Origin of the sequence: Streptomyces sp. 3330 (assembly GCF_031456635.1) — a bacterium.
Classification (GTDB): Bacteria; Actinomycetota; Actinomycetes; order Streptomycetales; family Streptomycetaceae; genus Streptomyces.
In genome coordinates this window covers 72838-97449 of sequence record NZ_JAVDVA010000013.1, presented here as the reverse complement: position 1 = coordinate 97449, position 24612 = coordinate 72838, and the positions used below count along the sequence as shown (strand labels likewise).

The window sequence follows — 24612 nt, the reverse complement described above, 5'->3', positions numbered from 1 at the left end:
GGATCAGCCTCCAGAGCCCGCGCGGTTGGCGCGGATGAGCAGCCACAGCAGGACCGGCGCGCCGAGCGCCCCGGTGACGATCCCGACCGGCAGTTCCGTCCCGGGGACCGCCTCGCGGGCGAGGAGATCCGAGCCGAGGACGACCAGCGCGCCGGTGAGACCGGAGACGATCGGCGGCGGCGACGCGGTGCCTGCCAGCCGCTGGGCGATCTGCGGACAGGCCAGGGCCACGAAGGCCACCGGACCGGCCGCGGCGGTGCCGAAGGCGACCAGCCCCACCCCGGCCAGCAGCAGGGCCAGCCGGACGGACTGGACGGGTGTGCCGAGCCCCGCGGCCACGTCGTCGCCGAGCTGGAGGGTGCGCATCCAGCGGCCCATGGCGAGGGTGACCGGCAGCAGCACGGCCAGGGCGACAGCCAGCGTGTCGACCTGGTCCCAGGTCCGGCCGTTGAGGTTGCCGACCAGCCAGCCGACGGCCTCCTCGGCCTGGAAGCGGCTGCCGCGCGCCACCAGGAAGTCGGTGGCGCTGGTGCAGATCCAGGAGACACCGATGCCGACGAGGATGATCCGGTACCCGGTGGTCCCGCCCTTCCACGCCAGCGCGTAGACGAGCAGCGCGGTGGCGAGGGCGCCCAGGAGTCCCAGCGTGGACAGTCCGAGGCCGCCGGTCCGGCCGAGGACCACGGCCGCCACCACGGCCGTTCCGGCGCCCTCGGTCAGCCCGATCATGTCGGGGCTGGCCAGCGGGTTGCGGGTCATCGTCTGGAACACGGCCCCCGAGACGCCGAACGCGACGCCGACCAGCAGCCCGGTCAGCGCGCGCGGCAGCCGCAGGTCCTGGACGACGACGACCGTGCCGGGGTCGCCCGCGCCGCCGAGCGCCCTGACGACGTCGGTGAACGGCACCGGGTAGTCGCCGAGGGCGAGGCCCCGGCAGAACAGCAGGAACGCGCCCGCCGCGACGAGCACGCCGGTCAGCGCCAGGCGCGGGCGCAGCAGGCCGGAGACGGGCGGAAAGGCGAGCCGGAACGGCCGGCCGCGCAGCGCGGGGCGAGCGGCGGGCGCCTCGGCGGCCGGGGCGCCGGTGGGCTGTGCGGACACGCTCACACCTCCGCGAGCTTGCGGCGGCGGACCAGGGCGATGAAGAACGGGCCGCCGAGGAAGGCGACGAGGACGCCCGCCTGGATCTCGGTGGGCCGGGCCACCGTCCGGCCCAGGATGTCGGCGGACAGCAGCAGGACGGGCGCGAGGGCGGCGGACAGCGGGAGCAGCCAGCGGTGGTCGGGGCCGATCCCGGCGTACTGGGCGAGGACCCGCGCGATGTGCGGGACGACCAGGCCGAGGAAGACCACGGGTCCGATGACGGCGACCGACGCGCCGGTCAGCAGCATCACGGCGGTGACTCCCTGGAGGCGGACCAGGCCGAGCCGCCGGCCCAGCGAGGCGGCCACGTCGTCGCCGAGGGCCATGCTGTTGAGCGCGGGCGCGCAGGACAGGGCGAGGGCGGCGCCGACGGCGAGGAAGGGCAGGATGCGCACCAGTTCACCGGAGCCCTGGCCGGCCAGTGAGCCGGCCGACCAGAAGCGGTAGCGGTCCAGGGCGTCCTGGTCGGTCAGCACCACGGCGCTGGTGAGCGAGGACAGCAGCGAGGTGACGGCGACCCCGGCGAGCGCCAGCTTGACGGGCGTGGCGCCGGAACGGCCCAGCCGTCCGAGGAAGAAGACCAGGACGCTCGCCGCGAGCGCTCCGCCGAACGCGAACCACACGGAGCCGTAGAGCGATCCGACGCCGAACACCGCGACCGCCAGCACGATCGCGAAGGACGCGCCCGCGCTGACGCCGAGGATGCCCGGGTCCGCGAGCGGGTTGCGGGTGAGGGCCTGCATCAGCGCGCCGGACAGGCCGAGGGCGGCGCCCGTCGTCAGGCCCAGCAGGGTGCGGGGGACCCGCACCGACCAGACGACGTTGTCGACGAGGCGGCTGGGCGGACGGCCCAGGACCGCGCGGACCACCTGGTCGAGCGGGACGTTCAGCGCGCCCAGCGCCACGGACAGCAGGGACAGGGCGACGAGGAGGGCGACGACGAGTGTCACCAGCGCCGCGGTGCGAAGCCTTCTGCCTGAAGCCACTTGCCGGTCTCCCTGTCGCGGTCCGGGGTCTCGCCAGGGGCGCCGCCGGGTCGACTCCCCTCGCGCGGACCCCTGTCGGCGGACCACCGGACCATCCCGTCAGCAGGTTAGGTGAGCATAACCTCAGCGACCGTGACATGGGCCGCGGTTGCCGAAAGGGGTCTATCAAGTTAGGCAATGCTTACCTTACTATGCGAGCGGTCGCGGCTCCGCTGAGCCGTTCCGCACCGCATGGGGAGGCACGGGCAGCTGTGTCGGGCAACACGCGTTCTTCCGCGCAGGCGACGGCCACGGACTACTGGCGGCGGCGATTCGCCGCACCGGTTCCCCGGCCCGCGCTGCCGCTGGACTTTCCGCACCCGTCCCGCCGGGAGGGGACGGCGCCGCGCGCACGGCGCGCCGCCGCACTGGAGGCCACCGCCGACGAGGGGGCACAACTCACCGCCCTCGTCGCCCTGTTGTACCGCTACGGCGGCGCCGCGGCGACCGAGGCGGCGGTGGTGGCGTACGACGGGCTGCCGCTGCGCGTCGCGGTCGACGCCGGTACACCGTTCGCCGAACTGCGCGAACGGGTCGCGCAAGCGTGCGCGCAGGCCGCCGCGCACCGCCTGCCGACCGCCGAGCTGCTGGCCCTGCTCGCCCCCGAACCCTTCCGCGGCGGCGGGCTGTTGTGCGCCACGGGCTTCGGCGGCGCGCCCTGGGACGCGGGCGGCCCGCTGGACCTGGCCCTGACCGTGGCCGGCGGGGAGGTGACGGCGGACTACCGGAGCGACCTGTTCGAGGCGGCCACCGTCGACCGGATCCTCGGCCACTACCGCACGCTGCTCGCCGACGCCCTCGCCCGCCCGGCCACCCCGGTCGCGGACCTCGAACTCCTCGACGCCGCGGAACGGCGCCGGATGCTGTGCGACTGGAACGACACCGCGCACGACGTGCCCGCCCTCACCTGGCCGCGGATGTTCGCCGACCAGGTCGCCGCCCGCCCGCACGAGGTGGCCCTCGTCCACGAGGACGTCCGCCTCACCTACGCCGAACTCGACGCGCAGGCGGCCCGGTTGGCGCACGCCCTGGTGGCCCGGGGCGCGGGTCCGGAGACCGTGGTCGCCCTCGCCGTACCGCGCTCGGCCGACATGATCGTCGCGCAGGTCGCCGTGCTGAAGGCGGGCGCGGCCTATCTGCCGGTCGACACCGACTACCCGGCCGACCGCATCGCCTACATGCTGGCCGACGCCCGGCCGGTCTGCCTGGTCACCACCGCCGACACCGTGCCCGACCTGCCCCCGGACAGCGATCCGCTGGTCCTCGACGCCCCGGACACGATCGCCGAGCTGGCCGCCCGGCCCGCGCGAGGACCGTCGACCGCCGACCGGTTGACGGCCGCCCACGCGGCCTACGTGATCTACACCTCCGGCTCCACCGGCCGCCCCAAGGGCACCGTGCTCTCGCACGCCGGTGTGGCCGGGCTGGTCGCCACGCAGCGGGAGCGCTTCGGGATCGGCCCGCACAGCCGGGTCCTCCAGTTCGCCTCGCCCAGCTTCGACGTGGCCTTCTGGGACCTGTGCCTCGGACTGCTGTCCGGCGGCCGGCTGGTCGTCGTGCCCGCCGACCGCCGGGTGCCGGGCGCGCCGCTCGCCGACTACGCGAACGAGCACGGCATCACCTTCATGATCCTGCCGCCCGCCCTGCTCGCCGCCCTGCCGGACGACGTGCGCCTCCCGCCCGGGGCCACCCTGCTGGCCGGTACGGAGCGGGTCTCGCCCGAACTGGTCGGCCGGTACGCGCGCGGCCGGATGATGTTCAACGCCTACGGTCCGACCGAGGCCACCACCAACTCCACGCTGGGCCTGTGCGATCCGGACACCCCGCCCGGCACCCTCGTGCCGATCGGCGTGCCCGACCCCGGAACCCGCGCCTACGTCCTCGACGACCGGCTGCGGCCGGTGCCCGCCGGTGTCACGGGAGAGCTCTACCTCGGCGGCGCCGGACTCGCCCGCGGCTACCTGGGCCGCCCCGGCCTGACCGCAGAACGCTTCGTCGCCGCCCCCGCCGGGCTCGCCGACGCACCCGGCGACCGGCTCTACCGCACCGGCGACCTGGTGCGCTGGAAGGCGGACGGACGGCTGGAGTTCCACGGCCGCGCGGACAGCCAGGTCAAGATCCGCGGCTTCCGCGTCGAGCCCGGCGAGATCGAGTCCGTCCTGCGCTCCCACCCGGCCGTCGACCAGGCCGCGGTCGTGGTGCGCGAGGACCGTCCCGGCGAACGCCGCCTCGCCGCCTATGTGGTGCCCTCCCTGGACGGCCCGGAGGCGGACGCCGAGGCGGGCGTCGCCGACTGGAAGGACCTGCACGAACTGCTGTACTCCGCGGCCGCTCCGGAGGGCTTCGAGGAGAACTTCGCGGGCTGGAACAGCATGTACGACGGGCTGCCCCTCCCCCTCGCCGACATGCGCGAGTGGCGGGAGGCGACCCTCGACCGGATCCGCGCCCTGCGGCCCCGGCGCGTCCTGGAGATCGGCGTCGGCTCCGGCCTGCTGCTGTCCCGGCTCGCCTCGCACTGCGAGACCTACTGGGGCACCGACCTGTCCGAGGAGGCCGTACGGGCCCTGGACGCCCAGGTGTCCGCCGTCCCCGGCCTCGCCGACCGGGTCACGCTGCTGGCCCGGCCCGCGCACGACCTCACCGGACTGCCCGAGGGCCACTTCGACACGATCGTCGTCAACTCCGTCGTCCAGTACTTCCCGGGCCGCGACTACCTCACCGGCGTGCTGCGCGCCGCCGCCGCGCTGCTCGCGCCCGGCGGCGCCCTGTTCGTCGGCGACGTGCGCAACCTGCGGCTGCTGCGCACCCTGACCGCGGCCGTCGAGACCGGGCGGGTGCGGGACGAGGCGGAAGGGGACAAGGAGGCGCTGCGCGCCGCCGTGGACCGGGCGATCGCCTGGGAGGGCGAACTCCTCGTCGACCCGGACTACTTCACCACCCTCGACGGCCTCGCCGCGGACATCCGGATCAAGCGCGGCACACACCACAACGAACTCACCCGGTACCGCTACGACGTCATCCTGCGGCCGCGCGCCGACAGCCGCGCGCGGACCCCCGGGTCGCCCTGGACCGCGCTCGGTTCGGTGCACGCCCTCGACGCCCTGCTCGCCGGGCGCCCGGACCGGCTGCGGGTCACCGGCATCCCCAACGCCCGGCTCACCGGCGACCTGGCCGCGCTCGACGCCCTGCGCGACAGCAGCAGAACAGCCGACGCCCCGCCCGGAGTGGACCCCGAGTCCCTCCACGAGAGCGCCGCACGGCACGGCTACGAGGCGACGCTCACCTGGAACGGCGACGCCGACGACGGCAGCCTGGACGCCGTGTTCGCGCCCGCCGGGGACGGCCTCGCCGCCCCGTACCGCCCCGGCGGCGGCCGCCCGCTCACCAACCGCCCGGCGCCCTTCCGCAACGTCACCGCGCTGATGACGGCCCTGCGCCGGCACGCCGCCGACCATCTGCCCGACTACATGGTCCCGGCCGCCTTCGTGCCGCTGGACCGGCTGCCCGTCACGCCCAGCGGCAAGCTCGACGCCGCCGCCCTGCCGGTGCCCGGGCCCGCCCGGGCCGGCGCCGGACGGGCCCCCGGCACGGATCGCGAGCGGCTGCTGTGCGATCTGTACGCACGGGCGCTGAGGGTGCCCTCGGTGGGCGTCGACGACGACTTCTTCGCGCTCGGCGGCGACAGCATCGTCGCCGTCCAGCTCCTCGTCCTGGCCCGCCGGGCCGGACTCGAGCTGACCCCGCGCGACGTCTTCCGCCACCGCACGGCGGCGGAGCTGGCCGGGGCCGCCCGCACCGCGCGGGCCGCCCTCGTGGACGACACCGCGTGGCGGCTCGGCGACGACGAACTCGCCGCCCTCCAGGGGGATTCCCCCGTGGCCGTCGAGGAGACCCTGCCCCTCGGCCCGCTCCAGGAGGGCTTCTTCTTCCACGCCCTGACGGACGGCGCCGAACACGACACCTATGTCGTGCAGCAGCTCGTCGAGCTGTCCGGGCCGGTCGACGGCACCCTGCTGCGCCGGGCCGCGCAGCGGCTCCTCGACCGGCACGCGCCGCTGCGCGCCTGCTTCCGGCAGACGTCCGAAGGCCGACCCGTCCAGATCGTCGCCACCGGCCTCGAACTGCCCTGGCGCGAGGTCGACCTGGCCGCGCAGGACGACCTCGCGGTCCGCGGCGCCCTCGCCGAGGCCGTGGCCGCCGACGAACGCGCCCACCGCTTCGACCTCGCCCGGCCGCCCCTGGTCCGCTGCGCCCTGATCCGCTTCGGGGACGAGCACAGCCGACTGGTCCTGACGTTCCATCACATCGTCGCGGACGGCTGGTCCCTGCCGGTCCTGCACCGCGAACTGCTCGCGCTGTACGGCGACGACCCCGCGCCGCTGCCCGCGGTCGCCCCCTACCGCGGCTATCTCCGCCGGATCGCCGGCGCCGACCGCGAGGCGGCGCGCGCGGCCTGGCGGGCCGCGCTCGCCGGCGTCGAGGAGCCCACCCGGCTGGTCGAGGCCCCGGCGCCCGCAGGACCCGTCGAGCCCGCGCAGATCCGCGTGCAGCTGTCCGAGCGGCTCACCGCCCGGCTCACCGCCCGTGCCCGGGAGCGGGGGGTGACCCTCGGCACCCTCGTGCAGGGCGCGTGGGGCCTGCTGGTCAGCCGCATGACGGGGCGTCAGGACGTGCTGTTCGGCACCACCGTGGCCGGACGCGACGCCGCCGTCGACGGCGTCGAGTCGATGATCGGCCTGTTCATCAACACGCTGCCCACCCGGCTGCGCTGGACGCAGGGCGACACCCTCGGCGGGCTCCTGGAACGGCTCCAGCAAGAGCAGAGCGCCCTGCTCGACCACCAGCACCTCGGCCTCGCCGACATCCAGCGGGCCGCCGGGCACGCCGGGAGCGGCGAACTCTTCGACACGCTCGTGGTGTTCGAGAACTACCCCGGCGGCGAGGGCGCCCCGGGCGTCACCAGCCCCACGGGCGAGATCGCCGTCGCGGGGCACGCCTTCCACGACGCCGTGCACTACCCCCTGGCCCTCGTCGTGAAGCCCGGCCGCCGGCTCGACCTTCGGCTCAAGCACCACGCGCGGCGCCTGGACGCCCGCGCCGCCCGGTCCCTCGCCGACCGGCTCACCCTGGTCCTGGACGCCCTGGCCGACGACCCCGGCGCCCGCGTCGCCGATCTCGACCTGCTCACCCCGCGCGAGCGGGCCGGCGCCCACCCGGCGGGGGAGTCCCGGCGGGTCCCGGACACCACGCTGGCCGCCGCGTTCACCGCGCAGGCCGCGCGCACCCCGGACGCCGCCGCCGTCGTCCTCGACGACGCGACCACCCTCACCTACGCCGAACTGGACGCCCGGGCGGAGGCGCTGGCCGCCCGGCTGCGGGCCCGCGGCGTCGGCCGCGAGCGGTGCGTCGCGGTCGCCGTGCCGCGCTCGGCCGAGCTGATGGTGGCGCTGCTGGGCGTCCTGAAGGCGGGGGCCGCCTATCTGCCCCTGGACCTGGACTACCCGGCCGAGCGGCTCGCGTACATGCTGGCCGACTCGGGGGCGACCACGGTCGTCACGACGGCCCGGGACGCGGGACGGCTGCCGACGGCCGAGGACCTCGACGTGATCGACGGGCCGGCCGGTCCCGGCGCCGACGCGGCGACGGCCGGGCCCGTGGACCCGGCCCGCCCCGACGACCCCGCCTACCTCATCTACACCTCCGGTTCCACCGGCCGCCCCAAGGGCGTCGTCGTCACCCACCGCGCCATCGTCAACCGGCTGGCCTGGATGCAGGGCGCGTACGGCCTCACCGCCGACGACCGGGTGCTCCAGAAGACGCCGTCCGGCTTCGACGTGAGCGTCTGGGAGTTCTTCTGGGCGCTGTGCGAGGGCGCCGCCGTCGTCCTCGCCGCGCCCGACGGGCACCGCGACCCCGGCTACCTGGCCCGCCTGATCCGGGCCCGGGGCGTGACGACGGCGCACTTCGTGCCGTCCATGCTGGCGGCGTTCCTCGCGTCCGAGGAGGTCACCGCCGACCCCGCGTGGGCGGGCGGCCTGCGCCGGGTGTTCAGCAGCGGCGAGGCCCTGCCCGGGGCCGCCGCCCGCCGCTGGCACGAGCTGACCGGGGTGCCGCTGCACAACCTGTACGGCCCCACCGAGGCCGCCGTCGACGTGACGTACCACGCCTGCGACGGCGCGTCCGGCGCCACCGTGCCCCTCGGCCGGCCCGTGTGGAACACCGGCCTGCGCGTCCTCGACCCCTGCCTGCGCCCGGTCCCCGACGGGGTGCCCGGCGAGCTGTACCTGACCGGCGTCCAGCTGGCCCGCGGCTACCACCGGCGGCCCGCGCTCACCGCCGAGCGGTTCGTCGCCGACCCGTACGCCGACCGGCCCGGCGCCCGGATGTACCGCACCGGCGATCTGGTGCGCCGCCGGCCCGACGGTGTGCTCGACTACCTCGGGCGCACCGACCGTCAGGTGAAACTGCGCGGCAACCGCGTCGAGCCCGGCGAGATCGAGGCCGCGCTGACCCGCCACCCGGCCGTCGCCCGGGGCGCGGTCGTCGTCCGCGGGCAGCGCCTCGTCGCCTACGCGGTCCCGGCGGCGGGCGCCGCCGTCGACCCCGCCGAGCTGCGCGCCGCTCTCACGGACGCGCTGCCCGCGCCCCTGGTCCCGGAGGCGTACGTCGTCCTCGCCGACCTCCCGCTCACGCCCAGCGGCAAGCTCGACCAGGCCGCCCTGCCCGCCCCCGAGGCCGAGCGCGCCGACCGCCGGGAGCCGTCCGGCCCGCTGGAACGCCGGATCACCGAGATCTTCGCGGCGGTCCTCGGCATCGAGGACGCCGGACCCGACGACGACTTCTTCCGGCTCGGCGGCGACAGCATCAGCTCGATCGGCGTCGCCGGACGGGCCCGCGCGGCCGGCCTGGACCTGAGCCCCCGCGACGTGTTCACCCACCGCACCCCCGCGGCCCTGGCGGCGGCCGCGGAAGCGACGGCGGCCCCGGTCGCCGGCCGGACCCCCGCCGCGCCCCTTTCCCTCACGGACGCCGAACACGCCCGGCTCCGCGCCCTGGCCGCCCCGGCGGCCGTCGCCGACGTGTGGCCGCTGGCCCCCCTCCAGGAGGGCCTGTTCTTCCACTCGGCGTACGACGAGGGCTCCCCGGACGTCTACACCGTCCACGAGACCTTCGACTTCGCGGCCCGGCTCGACACCGGACGGCTGCGCGCCGCCGTCCGCGCCCTGCTCGCCCGCAACCCGGGCCTGCGCGCCGGCTTCACCAGCGAGGGACTCGACCGGCCGGTCCAGTTCATCGTCGAGGACCCGCGGATCCCGCTCCAGGAGGTGGACCTCTCCCACCTCACGGAAGCCGAACAGGACGTCCGGCTGGCGGAGTTGACGGACGCCGAGCGGCACCGGCGGTTCGACCTCTCGGCGCCCCCGCTGTTCCGGCTGCTCCTGCTGCGCCTCGGCGCGCGACGCGGCGACCGCCTGATCATCGGCCGTCACCTGATCCTCTGGGACGGCTGGTCGGCCTGGCTGTTCCTCGACGAGCTGTTCGCGCTCTACGAGACCGGCGGCGACCCGAACGCCCTGCCCGGGCGCGGCAGTTACCGCGACTACCTGAGCTGGCTCGACCAGCAGGACGACGCGGTCGCCATCGCCGCCTGGCGCGCCGCGCTGGCCGGCCTCGACGAGCCCACGCTGCTGGCCCCGGCCGCCGCCGACGGCCTCCGGCCGGTCGTCCCCGCACAGCTCGGCACCCGCCTCTCCGCCTCCCTCGGCGACCGGCTGCGCGAGACGGGCCGCGCCCACGGCCTGACCCTTAACACGCTCCTCAACGCGGCCTGGGCGCTCACCCTCGCCTCCGCCACCGGACGGTCCGACGTGGTGTTCGGCACCACCGTGGCCGGCCGGCCCAGCGAGGTCCCGGACGTCGGCGACATCATCGGGCTCTTCCTCAACACCGTCCCCGCCCGGATCGTCCTCGACCCCGCCGAACCGGTCCTCGACCTGCTCCGCCGCATCCAGGGCGAACGCCTCGACCTCATGCCGTACGAGCACCTCGGCCTCGGCGTGCTCCAGGCCGAGACCGGACACCGCAAGCTCTTCGACACCCTGTTCGTGCTGCGCAACAACGACACCGAGGAACGGCTGGCGGACCTGCGCACCCGGCACGGCGCCACGGCCGTCGCCAACGTCGACGCCACCCACTACCCGGTCAACCTCGTCGTCACCCCGGGCCGCCGGATCGCCGTCACCCTCACCCACCGCCCCGACCTCGTCCCGGCCGACCGGGCGCGCTCCCTCCTCGACCGGTTCGCCCTGCTCCTGGACCGTCTCGCCGCCGACCTGACGGCGCCGGTCGGCTCCCTCGACCCGCTGCTGCCCGCCGAACACGAGGCGCTGCGCGCGCGGTGGGCGGCGAGCCGGGTGCCCGGCCCCGAGGGCACCGTCGCCGACCTGCTGGCCGCGCAGGCCGCGCGCACCCCGGACGAGCGGGCCCTCGTCTGCGGCGAGCACACCCTGACGTACGCCGGACTCGACGCGGCCGTGAACCGCACGGCCCGGCTGCTGATCGCCCGGGGCGCGGGCCCCGAGCGGGTCGTCGCCCTCGGCCTGCCGCGCTCCCTGGACATGGTCGTCGCGCTCTTCGCGGTGCTGCGCACGGGCGCCGCCTACCTGCCGCTGGAGCTGGACCATCCGGCCGACCGGCTGTCCCTGATGCTGGCCGACGCCCGCCCGCTCCTGCTGCTCACCACCGGGGCCGTGTCCGCCACGCTGGACGGCGACACGGCCCGCGTCCTGCTCGACGACCCGGCCACCAGGGACGAGCTGGCCGGGCTGTCCGACGCCCCGGTCCGGCTGCGCTTCAGCCTCGGACACCCCGCCTACGTCATCTACACCTCCGGCTCCACCGGGCGCCCCAAGGGCGTGGTCACCCCCTACCGGGGCCTGACGAACATGCAGCTCAACCACCAGAAGGAGATCTTCGCCCCGGCCATCGCCTCGGCCGGCGGACGGCGGCTGCGCATCGCGCACACCGTGTCCTTCGCCTTCGACATGTCCTGGGAAGAACTGCTCTGGCTGGTCGAGGGACACGAAGTGCACGTGTGCGACGAGGAGTTGCGCCGTGACGCCGAGGCGCTGGTCGCCTACTGCGAGCGGCACCGCGTCGACGTCGTCAACGTCACCCCGACCTACGCCCGGCTGCTGATCGAGCAGGGCCTGCTGACCGGCCATGTGCCGCCGCTGGTGCTGCTGGGCGGCGAGGCCGTCCCGGAGACGGTGTGGACGGCCCTGCGCGACACCGAGGGGACGTACGGCTACAACCTGTACGGGCCGACCGAGTACACCATCAACACCCTCGGCGGCGGCACCCTCGACAGCGACACGCCCACCGTCGGCCGCCCCGTCCGGGGCACCCGCGCCCACCTCCTCGACGCCTGGCTGCGCCCGGTGCCCGACGGCGTGCCCGGTGAGCTGTACATCGCCGGCGTCGGCCTGGCCCGCGGCTACCTCGGCCGGCCCGCCCTGACCGCCGAACGCTTCGTCGCCGACCCGTTCGGGGAGCCCGGCGAGCGCATGTACCGTACCGGCGACCTGGTGCGCCGGCGCCCCGACGGCAACCTCGACTTCCTCGGCCGCACCGACGACCAGGTCAAGATCCGCGGCCATCGCGTCGAACCCGGCGAGATCGAGACCGCCCTGAGCCGTCACCCGCTGGTCGCCCAGGCCGCCGTGGTGGTCCGTGACGAGCGCCTCGTCGGCTATGTCGTGCCCTCGGCCGCCGGCTCCGAGCAGCGCTCCGCCGCCGAGGCCGCGCAGGTCGGCGAGTGGCAGGAGATCTACTCCGAGGAGTACGAGGAGATCGGCACCGCCGTCTTCACCGAACGCTACGACGGCTGGGACAGCTCCTACGACGGCCGGCCCATCCCCTTCGAGGAGATGCACGCCTGGCGCGAGGCCACCCTCGCCCGCATCACCTCCCTGCGGCCCCGCCGGATCCTCGAGATCGGCGTCGGCTCGGGCCTGCTGCTGTCCCGGCTCGCCCCGGACGCGGAGGCCTACTGGGCGACCGACTTCGCCGCCCCCGTCATCCGCAAGATCGGCGCGGAGGTGCGCCGCGACCCGGCCCTCGCCGCCAAGGTCGAACTGCGCTGCCGGCCGGCCGAGGACCTCGGCGGTCTGCCCACCGGCTACTTCGACACGATCGTCATCAACTCCGTCGTCCAGTACTTCCCGAGCGTCGACCACCTCACCGCCGTGCTGCGCGGCGCGATGGACCTGCTCGCGCCCGGCGGCGCCCTGTTCGTCGGGGACGTCCGCAACCTGCGGCTGGCCCGCGCCTTCCACACCGAGATCCAGCGCGCCCGCGGCACCGCCGAGGCCGACCTGGCGGCGGCGGTCGACCGCGGCCTGCGCCTGGAGAAGGAACTCCTCGTCGATCCCGACTACTTCACCACCCTCGGCTACGGCGTCGACCTGCGCACCAAGCGCGGCCTCCACCACAACGAACTGACCCGGCACCGCTACGACGTCGTCCTGTACGCCGGCGAGCCGGACGTACGGCTGGACGGTGTGCCGGTGGTCGACTGGGCCACGGCCGACACCGTCGGCGCACTCGTGCGCGGCGACCGGTCCGGCGCCGAGGGCATCGGCGCACTGCTCGGCGGCACCTGGTCCGCGACCGGCGGCGCCGGCCGGCGCCCGCGCGGGGAACGGCCCGCGAGCCTGCGGCTGACCGGCGTGCCCGACGGCCGGGTCGCCGAGGCGGGCGTCGACCAGGAGCAACTGCACGAACTCGGCGCGGCCGCCGGATACCGGGTGCTGACCACCTGGTCGGCGCGGACCGGGACGTTCGACGCGGTGTTCCTGGCGGCCGACACCGCCGCACCGCGCCTCACCGGCGGCCTGTTCCGCGCCGGCGGCGGCACCCACCCCTACGCCAACGACCCCACCGCCGCCCGCGAGGCGAGCGCCCTGGTGCGCAGGCTGCGCGTGGACCTGGGCCGCGAACTGCCCGACTACATGGTCCCGGCCGCCTTCGTCACCGTCGACGGCCTGCCCATGAACGCCAACGGCAAGCTCGACGTGCGCGCCCTGCCCGACGCGGAGCCCGCCGTCGCCCTCGGTGGCGGACGCGGCCCGCGCACCCCGCGGGAGGAGGTGCTGTGCCGGCTGTTCGCGGAGGTGCTGGGGCTGCCCGCGGTCGGCGCCGAGGACGACTTCTTCGACCTGGGCGGGCACTCGCTGCTCGCCACCCGGCTGGTCAGCCGCGCCCGCACCGAACTGGGCGCCGAACTCGCCATCCGGGACCTCTTCGAGGCGCCCACCCCGGCGCTGCTCGCGGGCCGCGCGGACCGGGCGGAACCGGCCCGGCCGGCCGTCGCCCCCGTCACGGACCGGCCCGCCCGCATTCCGCTGTCGGCCGCTCAGCGACGGCTCCTGCTCGTCGAGCAGATCACCGGGAGCGGCGTCGCCTACCACTTCCCGCTGGTCTTCCGGCTGCGCGGCGGCCTCGACACGGAGGCCCTGGCCCATGCCCTGCGGGACGTCGCCGGGCGCCACGAGGCGCTGCGGACCGTGTTCCCGGTGCACGAGGGCGAGCCGTACCAGCGGATCCTCCCCGCCGCCGAGGCGGCGCCCGGCTGCGCGGTGCGCGACTGCGCCGAGGAGGAGCTGCCCGCGCTGATCGAGGCGGCCCAGCGCCGCCCCTTCGACCTGACCGCCGAACTCCCCTTGCGCTGCGAGGTGTTCCGGCGGGGCCCGGACGACCACGTGGTGGCCGTCGTGCTGCACCACATCACCACCGACGAGTGGTCCGACCGCCCCTTCCTCGCCGACCTCGGCACCGCCTACGCGGCCCGCCGCGCGGGACGCCCGCCCGCGTGGGCGCCGCTGCCGGTGCAGTACGCCGACTACACCCTCTGGCAGGACGACCTGCTCGCCCGGACCGGGGAGACCCGGCTCGCCCACTGGACGGAGGCCCTGCGCGGCCTCCCCGACGAACTCGCCCTGCCCGCCGACCGGCCGCGTCCGGCCGAGCCGACCGGGCGCGGCGGGAAGGTCCGACTGGAGCTGCCCGCCGCCACGGGCCACGCGCTGCGCGACCTCTCCGCAGCCACCGGGACCAGCATGTTCATGGTGTTCCAGGCGGCCACCGCGGCGCTGCTGCACCGGCTCGGCGCCGGGGACGACATCCCGCTCGGGGCGCCCGTCGCGGGCCGCACCGACGAGGCGCTCGGCGATCTGGTCGGCTTCTTCGTGAACACCCTGGTCCTGCGCCCCGACCTGTCCGGCGAGGAGCTGACGTTCCGGCAGCTGCTGGGCCGGGTGCGGGAGTCGTCCCTGGCGGCGTTCGAACACCAGGACCTGCCCTTCGACCGGGTCGTGGAGGCCCTCAATCCGCCCCGGGTACCCGGTCGCAACCCGCTCTTCCAGGTCATGCTGGGCTACCACCACCGCCCCGACGGAGACCCGGACGTGCTCGGCCTGCGGACCGAATGGTTCGACATGGACACCGGCACGGCCAAGTTCGACCTCCACTTCACCTTCGTCGACGAGGCCCGCCGCGACCGGATCGTGCTGCTCCTGGAGTACGCGTCCGACCTCTTCGACCACGGGACGGCCGAGCGGCTCGCCCACCGCACCGCCCGGCTGCTGGAGCACGCCGCGGCCGGACCGGACCGCCCGGTACGGGACCTGCCGCTGCTGGAGGAGGCCGAACGGGCGCTGGTGCTGGAGGAGTGGAACGCCACCGCGCACCCCGTCCCGGCCACCACGCTGCCCGGCCTCTTCTCCGCCCGGGCGGCGCGCACCCCGCACGCCACGGCACTCGTCTTCGAGGGCGAGACGCTGACGTACGCGGAGCTGGACGCCCGGGTGGAGCGGACCGCGCGGGTGCTGGCCGCGCTGGGCGCGGGCCCCGAGCGGACCGTGGCCGTCGCGCTCCCGCGCTCGCCCGAACTGGTCGTCGCCCTGCTCGCCGTCCACCGGGCCGGGGCCGCCTATCTGCCGCTCGACCCGGACTACCCGCCGGAACGCCTCGCGCTCATGCTCGATGACGCCCGTCCGGTGTACGTGATCCGCGACGGCCTGCCGGTCGGACCCGAGGCGGACCTGCCCGGGTCGTACGATCCGGCGCACCCCGCCTACGTCCTCTACACCTCCGGCTCCACCGGCCGCCCCAAGGGGGTCGTCGTCCCGCACGAGGGCATCGTCAACCGGCTGCTGTGGATGCAGCACGCCTACGGCCTGACGGCCGCCGACCGGGTCCTGCAGAAGACCCCCTCCGGCTTCGACGTGTCGGTGTGGGAGTTCTTCTGGCCCCTGATCACCGGCGCCGCCCTGGTGCTCGCCCGCCCCGAGGGCCACCGCGACCCGGCCTACCTGGCCCGGCTGATCCGTGAACAGGACGTCACCACCGTCCACTTCGTGCCCTCCATGCTCCAGCTGTTCCTGGAGGAGCCGGCCGCCGCGCGGTGCGTGGGCCTGCGCCGGGTGATGTGCAGCGGCGAGGTCCTGTCCGTCGGCCTGGCCCACCGCTTCCACGAGGTCCTGGACGCCGAGCTGCACAACCTCTACGGGCCGACCGAGGCGTCGGTCGACGTGACGGCCGCGCGGATCGGACCGGACGCGCCGGGCGTGCCGATCGGCCGCCCGGTGTGGAACACCCGCGTGTACGTCCTCGACGCCGCGCTGCGCCCGGTGCCCCCCGGCGTCCCCGGCGAGCTGTACCTCGCGGGTGTCCAGCTCGCCCGCGGCTACCTCGACCGGCCCGCGCTGACCGCCGAGCGGTTCGTCGCCGACCCGTACGGGGCGCCGGGAACCCGCATGTACCGCACGGGCGACCTGGCCCGCTGGACGGCCGACGGGACCGTCGAGTACCTGGGCCGCACCGACGACCAGGTGAAGGTGCGGGGCTTCCGCGTCGAACCCGGCGAGGTCGAGGGAGCCCTGACCCGGCACCCGGCCGTCGCCCGGGCCGTCGTCGTGCTCCGCGACCAGCGGCTGGTGGCCTACGTGGTCCCGGACCGCGGCGCCGGGCCGGTGGACCCGGTCGCGCTGCGCGCCCACACGGCCGCGGTGCTCCCCGCGCACCTGGTGCCCGCGGCCTTCGTCCCGCTCGGCGCGCTGCCCCTCACCCCCCACGGCAAGCTCGACCGGCGGGCCCTGCCCGCGCCCGACTTCACGGCCGCGGGCGCGGCGGGCGCCCCGCCGCGCGGCCCGCGCGCGGAGATCCTCGGCGGACTCTTCGCCGACGTCCTCGGCCTCGACCGGGTCGGCGCCGACGACGACTTCTTCGCCCTCGGCGGACACTCCCTGCTCGCCATGCGACTGGCGAGCCGCGTCCGCACGGTCCTCGGGGCGGATCTCGGCGTCCGTACCGTCTTCGAGGCGCCCACCCCCGCGCTGCTCGCCGAGCGGCTCGACGACCGGGCCGGGGGGCTGCCCGCCCTCGTCCCCGCGGACCGGCCGGAGGAACTCCCGCTGTCCTACGCCCAGCAGCGGCTCTGGCTGCTGCACCGCATCGAGGGGCCGGACGCCACGTACCACATCCCGGCGGCCTGGCGGCTGACCGGCGCCCTCGCCCCGGACGCGCTCGCCGCCGCGCTGCACGACGTCGCGGTACGCCACGAGAGCCTGCGCACGGTCTTCCCCGAGGAGGACGGCCGGCCCCGCCAGGACGTGCTCGACCCGGCCCGCGTCACGGTCCCCGTCGAGCACGCCCGGGTCACGGAGGACGAGCTGCCCGGCCGGCTCGCCGCCGCCGCGGCGCGGGGCTTCGCGCTCGACCGCGAAATCCCGCTGCGCGCCCATGTGTTCGGCCTCGGTCCGGACGAACACGTGCTGCTCCTGGTGCTGCACCACATCGCCGGCGACCAGTGGTCCGACGGCCCTCTGTGGCGTGACCTGGCCACCGCCTACGAGGCCCGCCGCGCGGGACGCCCGCCCGCGTGGGCGCCGCTGCCGGTGCAGTACGCCGACTACGCCCTCTGGCACCGCGCGGCGCTCGGCGACGCCGACGCGCCGGACAGCCGCCTGGCCCGCCGGCTCGCCTACTGGCGGGGCGCGCTCGCCGGCCTGCCCGAGGAACTCGCGCTGCCCGCCGACCGGCCCCGGCCGCCGGAGGGCAGCCACCGCGGCGGCGCCGTCGGATGGACCGTCGACGCCGGACGGACCCGGGCCCTGCGCACGCTGGCCCGCCGCCACGGCGTCAGCATGTTCATGGTCGTCCAGGCCGCCGTCGCCGCGCTGCTGCACCGGCTCGGCGCCGGGGACGACATCCCGCTGGGCGCACCGGTCTCGGGGCGCTCCGACGAACACCTCGAAGACCTCGTCGGCTTCTTCGTGAACACCCTCGTCCTGCGCACCGACCTGTCCGGCGACCCCACCTTCGCCGACCTGCTCGCCCGGGTCCGGGAGACCGACCTCGCCGCCTACGAACACCAGGACCTGCCCTTCGAACGCCTGGTGGAGGCCGTCAACCCGGCCCGCTCACTGGCCCGGCACCCGCTGTTCCAGGTGATGGTCGTGCACCTGGAGAACGCCGGCGCCACCCCCGGCCTGCCCGGCCTGACCGCCCGGCGCGAACCGCTCGGCCAGCAGGCCGCCAAGTTCGACCTCAGCTTCGACTTCGTCGAACAGGGCGACGAGGGGATGCGGTGCTGGATCGAGTACAGCGCCGACCTCTTCGACGAGTCGACCGCCCACCTCCTCGCCGGGCGCCTGGACGCGCTCCTGGAACAGGTGGCCGCCGACCCCGGCCGCCGCGTCGGCGCCCTCGACGTCCTGCGCGACGACGAACGCGCCCTCGTCCTCACCGGCTGGAACGACACCGCCCGGCCCGTTCCCTCCCTCACCCTGCCGGAGCTGTTCCGCGCCCAGGCGTCCCGCACGCCCGAGGCCACCGCCGTCGTCTTCGAGGAGACCGCCCTCACCTACGCGGAACTCGACCTGCGGGTGGAACGCCTCGCCCGCACCCTCGCCGCGCACGGGGCGCGGGCCGAGGCCACCGTGGCCGTCGCCCTGCCGCGCTCCCTCGCCCTCGTGGTGGCCCTGCTCGCGGTCCACCGCGCGGGCGCCGCCCACCTGCCGCTCGACACCGGCCACCCGGCCGAACGGCTCGCCTTCACCCTCGCCGACGCCCGCCCGGTCTGCCTGGTCACCACCGACGGGGTCGCGCTCCCGGACTGCGGGGCGCCCGCCCTCACGGTGGACGCCGACGGCGCCCCCGACCGCCCGGCCCACGCGCCCCTGCCCACCGCCTACGACCCCCGCCACCCCGCCTACGTCCTCTACACCTCCGGCTCCACCGGCCGCCCCAAGGGCGTGACGGTGCCCCACGAGGGCATCGCCAACCGGCTCCTGTGGATGCAGGACGCCTACCGGCTCGACTCCGGCGACCGGGTCCTGCAGAAGACCCCGGCCGGGTTCGACGTGTCGGTGTGGGAGTTCTTCTGGCCCCTGATCACGGGCGCCACGCTGGTCGTCGCCCGCCCCGACGGCCACCGGGACCCCGCCTACCTCGCCGACCTGATCCGGCGGCAGCACATCACCACGGCCCACTTCGTGCCGTCGATGCTGCACGCCTTCCTCGACGAACCGGCCGCGGCGGGATGCGCCGGGCTGCGCCGGGTGATGTGCAGCGGCGAGGCGCTGCCCGTCCCGCTGGCCGCCCGCTTCCACCGGACCCTGCCGGACTGCCGGCTGCACAACCTGTACGGCCCCACGGAGGCGTCCGTCGACGTCACCGCCCACGAGGTGCCCGCCGACCCGGCCGCCGTGCCGATCGGCCGCCCGGTGTGGAACACCCGCACCTACGTCCTGGACGCCGGACTGCGCCCGGTTCCGCCCGGCGTGGCCGGCGAACTGTACCTGGCGGGCGTCCAGTTGGCCCGCGGCTACCTGGGCCGCCCCGGCCTGACCGCGGAGCGGTTCGTCGCCGACCCCCATGCGGACGCGCCCGGCGCCCGGATGTACCGCACCGGCGACCTGGCCCGCTGGACCCGGGACGGCGCGCTGGAGTACCTCGGCCGCGCCGACGACCAGATCAAGCTGCGCGGCTTCCGGATCGAGCCCGGCGAGATCGAGACCGTCCTCGCGGCGCACCCGTCCGTCGGCCACGCCACCGTCGTCCTGCGCGACGCGCACCTGATCGCCTACGTCGTCCCGGCCGGGGACGGCCCGCCCGTGAACGCGACGGCACTGCGCGCCCACGCCGCCGCCGCGCTGCCCGACCACATGGTTCCGGCCGCCGTCGTCCCCCTCGACGCCCTCCCGCTCACCCCCAACGGCAAGCTGGACCGCCGGGCGCTGCCCGCCCCCGACTTCGCCGCCGAGGTCACCGGCACCCGGCCGCGCACGGCACGGGAGGAGACCCTCGGCGCGCTCGTCGCGGACGTCCTCGGCCTCGGACGGGTCGGGGTCGAGGACGACTTCTTCTCCCTCGGCGGCGACAGCATCGTCGCCCTGCGACTGGTCGCCCGGGCCCGCGCGGCCGGACTCGCCCTCAGCCCGCGCGACGTGTTCCGGCACAGGTCCGTCGCCGGACTGGCCGCCGTGGCCGCCGCCACCGGCCCCGCCGGGGACGGACGCCGCGCGGACACGCCCCTGCTCGACCTCACCGACGACGAGCGCGCCGAACTCGCCGCCCTGCCCGCCGGGACCGAGGTCCTGCCCGTCTCCCCGCTCCAGGCCGGCCTGCTCTTCCACGCCGCCCTCGACTCCGGCGAGGAGGGCCCCGACGTGTACACCGTCCAGGTCTCCTACGACCTGGACGGGCCGGTGGACGCCGACCGGCTGCGCGCCGCGGCACAGGCGGTGCTCGACGCGCACGAGAACCTGCGCAGCGGCTTCCGGCACCTGTCCTCCGGGCGGCCCGTCGCCGTCGTCCCGCGCACCGCCGTGCTGCCGTGGCGGCGGCTCGACCTCACCGGCCGGGGCGCCGGCCCGGCGGACGACCCGCGGACGTGGACGCGGCTGCTCGGCCAGGAGCGCCGCCGGTTCGACCCCGAACGCCCGCCGCTGCTCAGGCTGCTGCTGGCCCGGCTCGGCCCGGACCGGCACCGGCTGGTGCTCTCGCACCAGCATCTGCTGCTGGACGGCTGGTCGCTGCCGCTGCTCACCGCCGAGCTGTGGGCGCGCTACGAGGGCCGCGCCCCGGCCGCGCCGCCCCCGTACCGCGACCATCTGCGGCTGCTGGCCGCCCGGGACCCGGCAGCCTCGGCGGCGGCGTGGGCGGAGGCCCTCGGCGGACTCGCCGAACCCACCCGGCTGGCGCCCGCCGACCCCGACCGCGCCGCCGCCGTGCCGCACACCCGCACCGTCGAGCTGGACGCCGTCCGCACGGCGGAGCTGGAGGCGTTCGCCCGGCGCCGGGGCGTCACCCTCAACACCCTCGTGCAGGCCGCCTGGGGCGTCCTGCTCGGCCGGCTCACCGGACGCGAGGACGTGGTGTTCGGCGCGACCGTCGCGGGCCGCTCGCCCGAGCTGGCCGGAGCCGAGTCGATGATCGGCCTCTTCATCAACACCGTGCCCGTCCGGGTGCGGATCCGGCCGCGGGAGAGCACGGCCGACCTGCTGACCCGGCTCCAGGACGAGCAGTCCCGGCTCATCGCCCATCAGCACCTCGGCCTCGCGGACATCCAGCGGGCCGCCGGACTCGGCGAACTCTTCGACACCCTGGTGGTGTTCGAGTCGTACCCGGTGGCCGAGGGGGAGGGACGGGGCGCCGGGCCGCGGGTCACGGTCCGCGACCACGAGGACTCCACCCACTATCCGTTCGCGTGGGCCGTCGAGCCCGCGGAACGGCTGCGGCTGACCGCCGAGTACCGCCCCGAGCTGTTCCCGCCCGCCACCGTACGGCGGATCACCTCGGCCCTGACCGTCCTGCTCACCGGCATGGCGGCGGACCCCGACCGCCCCGTCGGGCGGCTCGACCTGCTCGGTCCCGCCGACCGGGACACCGTCCTGGAGACCTGGAACGCCACCGCGCCGCCCGCGGCGGCGGACGAGGGGCCGGGCACCGTGCCCGCCCTGTTCGCCGCCCAGGCCGCCGCCGCGCCGGACGAGGTCGCCGTCACCGACACCTCGGTGACCTGGACGTTCGCCGAACTCGACGCCCGCTCCGACCGGTTGGCCCGCATCCTGGCCGGACAGGGCGCCGGACCCGAGCGGATCGTGGCCCTCGCCCTGCCCCGCACCGCCGACCACCTCGCCGCGATCCTCGCCGTGATGAAGGCGGGCGCCGCCTACCTGCCCCTCGACCCCGACCTGCCCGGCTCCCGGCTCGCCGGCATGCTCGACGACGCCCGCCCGGTGCTGGTCCTGGCCACCGAGGAGACGGCCCGCGCGCTGCCCGCCACCGGGATCCCGGTGCTGCTCCTCGACGCACCGGCCGACGGCCTGCCGGAGGCGGATCCCACCCCTCCGGCGCCCGGCCACCCCGCCTACGTCATCTACACCTCCGGCTCGACGGGCCGCCCCAAGGGCGTCGTCGTCACCCAGCGCGCGCTCGCCCACCTCTTCCGCAGCCACCGCCACGACCTGCACCAAGTGGCGCGGCGCCGTACCGGACGCCGGCACCTGCGCGTCGGGCACGCCTGGTCCTTCTCCTTCGACGCCTCCTGGCAGCCGCAGCTGTGGCTGCTGGACGGACACGCCCTGCACCTCGCGGACGACGAGACCCGCCGCGACCCCGAACTCCTCACCGCCTTCGTCCGGGACCGGGGCATCGACTTCATCGAGGTCACCCCCTCCCTGCTGGCCCGGATGGCGGACAGCGGGCTGATCACCCCCGAGGGCGACTGCCCGCTCTCCGTGGTCGGCTTCGGCGGCGAGGCCGTGCCCCCGTCGCTGTGGGCACGGCTGGCCGCGCTGCCGGACACCGAGGCGTTCAACCTGTACGGCCCCACCGAGGCCACCGTCGACGCCCTCGTCGGCCGGGTCCGCGACAGCGCGGGACCGGTCGTCGGACGGCCCGTCCATCACCTCCGCGCCTATGTGCTGGACACCGCGCTGCGCCCGGTCCCGCCCGGCGTCACCGGCGAGCTGTATCTGTCGGGACCGGGCCTGGCCCGCGGCTACCTCGGCCGGCCGGACCTGACCGCCGAGCGGTTCGTGGCCGACCCGTTCGGGGCGCCCGGGGAGCGCATGTACCGCACCGGCGACCTGGCCCGCTGGACCGAGGACGGCCTGCTGGAGTTCGCCGGCCGCACCGACGACCAGGTGAAGATCCGCGGCTACCGGGTCGAACCCGCCGAGATCGAGGCGGCGCTGGACACCCACCCGTCCGTCGCGCGGTCGGTCGTCGTGGTCCGCGAACCCCGCCCGGGCGTACGGCAGCTCATCGCGTACGCCGTCGCCCACGGGACCGCCGGGAACCCCCACGGCACGCAGGCCGCGGCGGCCGCGGACGCCGGGGCGCGCATCGCGTCCGGGGAGGTCGCCGTCGAAGCGGCCGCCCTGCGCGCCCACGCCGCCGCCGTGCTGCCCGACTACATGGTCCCGGCCGCCGTGGTCGTCCTGGACCGGCTGCCGCTGCTCTCCAACGGCAAGCTCGACCGGGCCGCCCTGCCCGCCCCGGACTTCGCCGCCGCGGGCGGCGGCCGGGCCCCCGCGAGCGACGCCGAGCGCGCGCTGCGCGATCTGTTCGCGGACGCCCTCGGGCTGCCCCCGGCGGCGGTCGGCACGGACGACGACTTCTTCGCCTTCGGCGGCGACAGCATCGTCGCCCTGCAGCTCGTCGCGCGGGCCAGGGCCGACGGCCTGCGGGTCACCCCCCGCCAGGTCTTCCGGCACCGCACCGTCGCCGCGCTGGCCGCCGTCGCCGTCCCGCTTCGCGCCGGCGAACGGCGCGCCGCCCACGACGACGGCACCGGCACCGTCCCGCTCACCCCGATCATGCACGCGCTCCTCGAACGCGGCGGTCCCGTCGCCGCCTACCACCAGGCGGCCCTGGTCCGCACCCCGGCGGACCTCACCGGGCCCGGGCTGCTGGCCGTCCTCACGGCGCTCGCCGCCCGGCACGACATGCTCCGCGCCCGGCTCGTCCGGGAGCCGGAATGCGCGCTGCGGGTGCCGCCGGCGCGGGACACCGACGTCAGCTCCTGGCTCACCCGGGCCGACGTGCGCGGCGCGGACGAGGCCGGACTGCGCGCCGCCGTCGCCGCCCACGCCGTGACGGCACGGGCCGGACTGGACCCGGAGGGCGGCGCGATGGTGCGGGCGGTCTGGTTCGACGCCGGACCGGGACACCCCGGCCGGCTGCTGATCCTCGTCCACCACCTGGTGATCGACGGCGTCTCCTGGCGGGTCCTGCTGCCCGACCTCGCCACTGCCTGGGCCGCCGTACGCACCGGCCGCCCCGCCGAACCGGCGCCCGTGGAGCTGTCGTTCGCCCGCTGGTCCCGGCTGCTCGGGACCCACGCGGCCGATCCGGCGGCCGAGGACGAGCTGCCGTGGTGGACCTCCGTCCTCGCCGAGGGCGCCGACCTTCCCCTGGCCCGCCCCCTGGACCCCGCCCGGGACACCGTGGCCACCACCCGCCACCTCTCCCTCACCCTGCCCGCCGACGTGACCGGCCCGCTGCTCAGCCGGGTCCCGGCCGCCTTCGGCGCCACCGTCAACGACGTCCTGCTCACCGCGTTCGCCCTCGCGGTCGGCGACTGGCGGGCCCGGATCCCGGGCGGGCGGCGGCCGGGCGGACCCGTCCTCGTCGACCTGGAGGGCCACGGACGCGAGGAGGAACTCGCGGGCGACGCCGACCTGTCCCGTACGGTCGGCTGGTTCACCAGCGTGGTGCCCGTACGGCTCGACCCGGGCGAGGCCGACGTGGCGGACGCCTTCGCGGGCGGCCCCGCGCTGGACGAGGCGCTGGCCAGGGTCCGTGCCCACCTCGCGGCGCTGCCCGCCTCCGGCATCGGACACGGCCTGCTGCGCCACCTCAACCCCCGGACCGGCCCCGCGCTCGCCCGGCTGGGCGCACCGCAGATCGAGTTCAACTACATGGGCCGCTTCGCGTACCCGGAGGCCGTCGACTGGTCCTACGCCCCCGAGGACGACGCGGCCGACCTCGACGCGGACCCGGGGATGCCCGCCTCCCACGCCCTCACCCTCAACGCGCTGACCGAGGACCGCCCCGGGGGGCCGGAACTGAGCGCCCACTGGGCCTACGCGGCCGGGCTCCTCACCGAGGACGCCGTACGGGATCTGGCACGGACCTGGTTCCGGGCGCTGGAGGCGCTGGTACGGCGGGCGTCCGCGTCCCGCACCCGGCCGCTGCCCGACCCCGCGGCGACGGCGACGACGCCCACGGCCACCGCGCCCACGACCACGCCCACGACCGACACGACCAGCACGACCGACACGAGCACGCGTACGACCACCCCTCCGACGACCACCCCTCCGACGATCACCCCTTGACCGCGCCGACCACGGCGACGGACCGGACCGGAAAG

At 76.2% G+C, this 24612-nt stretch carries 3 protein-coding genes; 1 reads left to right on the top strand and 2 read right to left on the bottom strand.

What is annotated here, in order from left to right; all coding sequences use genetic code 11:
• Positions 1-3 precede the first annotated feature (3 nt).
• Together J2X68_RS22240 and J2X68_RS22235 are read right to left on the bottom strand one after the other, a co-directional pair.
• The gene (locus J2X68_RS22240; RefSeq protein ID WP_310434284.1) at positions 4-1101 is read right to left on the bottom strand and encodes an iron chelate uptake ABC transporter family permease subunit; all 1098 of its coding nucleotides are present in this window, start codon (positions 1099-1101) and stop codon (positions 4-6) included.
• A gap of 2 nt (positions 1102-1103) precedes the next feature.
• The gene (locus J2X68_RS22235) at positions 1104-2129 is read right to left on the bottom strand and encodes an iron ABC transporter permease (RefSeq protein ID WP_310434283.1); all 1026 of its coding nucleotides are present in this window, start codon (positions 2127-2129) and stop codon (positions 1104-1106) included.
• A 251-nt stretch (positions 2130-2380) separates the two neighbouring features.
• Here J2X68_RS22235 and J2X68_RS22230 point away from each other — a divergent pair, with 251 nt between their 5' ends.
• Entirely contained in the window at positions 2381-24577 is a 22197-nt protein-coding gene (locus tag J2X68_RS22230; RefSeq protein ID WP_310434282.1) for a non-ribosomal peptide synthase/polyketide synthase, read from the top strand.
• Positions 24578-24612: the final 35 nt, after the last annotated feature.